4 protein-coding genes and 1 pseudogene are annotated in these 3447 nt (G+C 67.4%); all 5 read right to left on the bottom strand.

Annotated features, from left to right (window positions below; genetic code table 11):
• Nucleotides 1-68: 68 nt before the first annotated feature.
• Nucleotides 69-965 (bottom strand): polyprenyl synthetase family protein, encoded by an 897-nt coding sequence (locus AC1DT2_RS18530; RefSeq protein ID WP_477297941.1) that lies wholly within the window; start codon nucleotides 963-965, stop codon nucleotides 69-71.
• Nucleotides 955-1215: an exodeoxyribonuclease VII small subunit gene (locus AC1DT2_RS18525; RefSeq protein ID WP_213947764.1), complete on the bottom strand. Its 261-nt coding sequence runs from the start codon at nucleotides 1213-1215 to the stop codon at nucleotides 955-957. Before AC1DT2_RS18525 ends, AC1DT2_RS18530 begins: the two co-directional genes overlap by 11 nt.
• A 32-nt stretch (nucleotides 1216-1247) precedes the next feature.
• A complete protein-coding gene (gene tilS / locus AC1DT2_RS18520; protein WP_477297940.1) occupies nucleotides 1248-2543 on the bottom strand; it encodes a tRNA lysidine(34) synthetase TilS in 1296 nt (431 codons plus the stop codon).
• Nucleotides 2540-3283, bottom strand: a complete 744-nt coding sequence (locus tag AC1DT2_RS18515; RefSeq protein WP_063573704.1) for an NYN domain-containing protein — start codon at nucleotides 3281-3283, stop codon at nucleotides 2540-2542. Before AC1DT2_RS18515 ends, tilS begins: the two co-directional genes overlap by 4 nt.
• 59 nt (nucleotides 3284-3342) lie before the next feature.
• A pseudogene (locus tag AC1DT2_RS18510) lies at nucleotides 3343-3447 on the bottom strand (acetyl-CoA carboxylase carboxyl transferase subunit alpha); the annotation flags it as partial.

Raw genomic sequence — 3447 nt, 5'->3', positions numbered from 1 at the left:
AGAGGAGCTACGGCCCGTCTCGAAGAGCCGCGCCGCGGCCCCAAGGGCCTTGCCCCTCGCGGCTCCCTTCAGTGAGCGCGTTGCGCCGAATAGCGTGCCAGGTCGGCGAGGTATTCGCCTCGCGTGCCCAGCGGTTCRATGGCTTCGAGGGCGTCGCGGACGAGGGTATCGAGGCGTTCGCGGGAAGCGGGCAGGCCGATGATCGAGGGGAACGTTGGCTTGTCGGCGGCAGCGTCCTTGCCGGCGGTCTTGCCGATCACGGCGGATTCGCCTTCCACGTCGAGGATATCGTCGCGTACCTGGAAGGCCAGGCCCACGGCGTGCCCGTAGCGATCCAGGCGGGTCAGGAGTTCGGGGTCGGTGCAGCCGGCCGCCAGGGCGCCGAGGCGCACCGACGCGCGGATCAGGGCGCCCGTCTTGTAGGCGTGCATGCGCTCGAGTTCAACGAGTGACAGCTTCTGACCTACCGCCGAAAGATCGAAAGCCTGACCACCGGCCATGCCCTCGGCGCCGCAGGCAGCGCCCAGGGCGCGCAACATGGCGATGCGTGCCGCCGGGTCGTCGCGCTCACCGTAAGGCGTGGCGAGGATCTCGAATGCCAGCGCCTGCAGGGCATCGCCCGCAAGGATGGCCATGGCTTCGCCGTATACGACATGGYAGGTCGGCTGACCACGGCGGAGGGCATCGTCGTCCATGGCCGGCAGATCGTCGTGCACCAGCGAATACGCGTGGATGATCTCCACGGCGCAGGCCGGCGCGTCGAGCACGCCGTCGTCACGGCCGAGGGCATGCCCCGCGCCGTAGACAAGCAAGGGGCGCAGACGCTTGCCACCGCCGAGCACGGCGTAGCGCATGGCGCCATGCAATTCCACGGGAGGAAGGTCACCGCCGGGCAGTGCGCGCGCCAGCGCGTCGTCAGCCCGGCCGACCAGCGCCTTCAGCGGCGCTGGCAGGTCAGTCGATATGGGAGTCAAAGGGTTCGGCGGTCTCGGGGGCTTCGGGGTCGAGCAGCAGGCGCACGCGTAGTTCCGCCTGCTCCAGCGCTGTCTGGCAGTGCCGGTAAAGGCCGATGCCGCGCTCGAACGACTTGAGCGATTCGTCGAGGCTCATGTCGCCGCCTTCCATGCGCGTGACCAGTTGCTCGAGTTCGTCGAGCGAGTGCTCGAATTCGGCAATGGATGAGGCGGGCGCGGCGGGGGCAGGGGACTTCGGCATGGCCGCAAAATTAGCTCACATGGCCTTTTTGATCAATCGGAAACGCCATGCTGCCACCTCGGCAGGGACCCCGCGGCGTCGAACAGCGCCTTGCCACGATCGCTGAACCAGCGGTCCGCGACGGCCACCAGGCTGCCGTTTTCGCACAGCAGTGGCATGCGTGGCCGCCGCCAGGGTGGCACCGCGCCTTCCTGGAAGAGATCGCGCAGTTCCTTGGTGATGTGGTTGCCGGCCGTGCGGATACGATCACCGGCGCGGCGGTAGCGCACCGTGAGTGCTTCGGGCAGCCGCGTGGTGCCCAGGGTGAGCATGCCACCGCCTGGCAGCGCCAGCGGCTCACCGTGCCAGGGGGCCGACCACGCCTCGTCGAACGGCTGGCAGCGCGGCATGGCCCACAAGCGACCCTTCCAGACCCGGACTTCCGTGTCCTGCCAACCGACGAGAGGAAGGCGTTCCGCCGAGGCCTCGCGAATCTGCCGCTCCAGCGCATCCCGCTGTGCCGTGGTGGGCGCGCTCAGGCTGGCTGCATGCAGCCAGTGATCGAGCAGGGGCGCGCGCCATGCAGGATGCAGGTCGAGCCATTCACGGGCGTCCAGGGTGTTCTCGTCACGACGCAGGCGATCGAGGGCTTCGATCCAGCCCTCGCGTAGCCCGTCGGCGGCCTCACGGCACAGGCGTGCACTGTGGGTGATGCTGATGGCGGCCTGGGGCCACTGGTCGACCAGGGCGGGAATGACGGTGGCGCGCAGGTAACCACGCGCAATGCGCGGGTCGTCGTTGGAGGGATCGTGCAGGGTGGATAAGCCGTTTGCGGCGATATGGTCGAGCAGGGCGGCACGTGGCAGGTCCAGGAGTGGCCGCCACAACACGCCGGCTGCAAGCGGACGCATAGGCCGCATGCCGGCCAGGCCATCGGGCCCGGCGCCGCGCATGAGCTTGAGCAGGACGGTCTCCATCTGGTCGTCGCGATGGTGGGCAAGCACGATGTGTTCGCCGGGTTTCAGCGCCGAGGCAAACGCGTCGTGGCGTGCGCGTCTCGCCGCGGCTTCGATCCCTTCGCCGCGCGTGAGGTCGACCGTTACCCGCACCACGTCGATCGGCACGCCGAGCGAATCGCACATGCGGCGGCAGTGCACCGCCCAGGTCGCGCTGTCAGCGTGCAGGCCGTGGTCGACGTGAAGCGCACGCAGCGGTGGTCGTGGCATCTGGCCGGCCAGCGCATGCAGCAGCGCCGTGGAGTCGGGCCCTCCGCTGAAGGCAACGACCAGCGGCACGCCCGGCACGTCGTCCAGCGCGAGGGCAAGGTGATCGATCAGCGAGATATTCATTTGCCCTTGGCGCGGAGACGAACGAAAAGGTGCCGGGCGTTGCCGAGCTGTCGTTCCTCGACATCGAACAGGCCGACGCCGTTGATCAGGCCGCTCAGCTTCGAGTAACCGTAGTTGCGTGAGTCGAACTCGGGCGAACGCTTGTTGATGATGCTGCCGATGGCGCCGAGGCTGGCCCACCCGTTCTCGTCGGAGCCGGCGTCGATGGCGTTGCGGATCAGGTTGACCAGCTTGGTGTCGCCGCGCAGTTCGTGCGCCGTACGCTGCACCGGTGGCTCGGAGGCTTCATTTTCCACCGTGCCGACGAGCACTTCGGTGTAGACGAACTTGTCGCAGGCAGAGACGAAGGGCTTGGGTGTTTTCTGCTCGCCGAAGCCGTAGACCATGAGGCCGGCTTCGCGGATGCGCGACGCCAGTCGCGTGAAATCGCTGTCGCTGGAGACGATGCAGAAACCGTCGAAACGGTTGGAGTAGAGCAGGTCCATCGCATCGATGATCATCGCCGAGTCGGTGGCGTTCTTGCCCGAGGTATAGGCGAACTGCTGGATCGGCTGGATGGAGTGATCCAGCAATGCCGTCTTCCAGCCGGTGAGATGGGGGCCGGTCCAGTCGCCGTAGATGCGCTTTACGTGCGCGGTGCCGTACTTTGCGACCTCGGCGAGCAGGCCGTCGACGATCGCCGGGCGCGCGTTGTCCGCGTCGATGAGGACGGCGAGTTTATCGGTGACATCGTTGGCCATGATTCTATCCGCGGGCGGGGCATGGAAGGCCGATGTTACCCCGCGCGGTGTGACGGGGCTCAGCCTTCGGTGAAGGCGCCGTAGCCGCGCAGGCGCTTGTAACGCCGTTCGAGCAGTTGATCGACGCCGAGCTTTTCCAGTTCGTCCAGCTCGTTGAGCAGCAC

It is taken from the genome of Luteibacter sp. P4_E6, from assembly GCF_056401535.1.
Note: the sequence above shows the minus strand (reverse complement) of the source record. Positions and strands in the feature narration are given on the sequence as shown.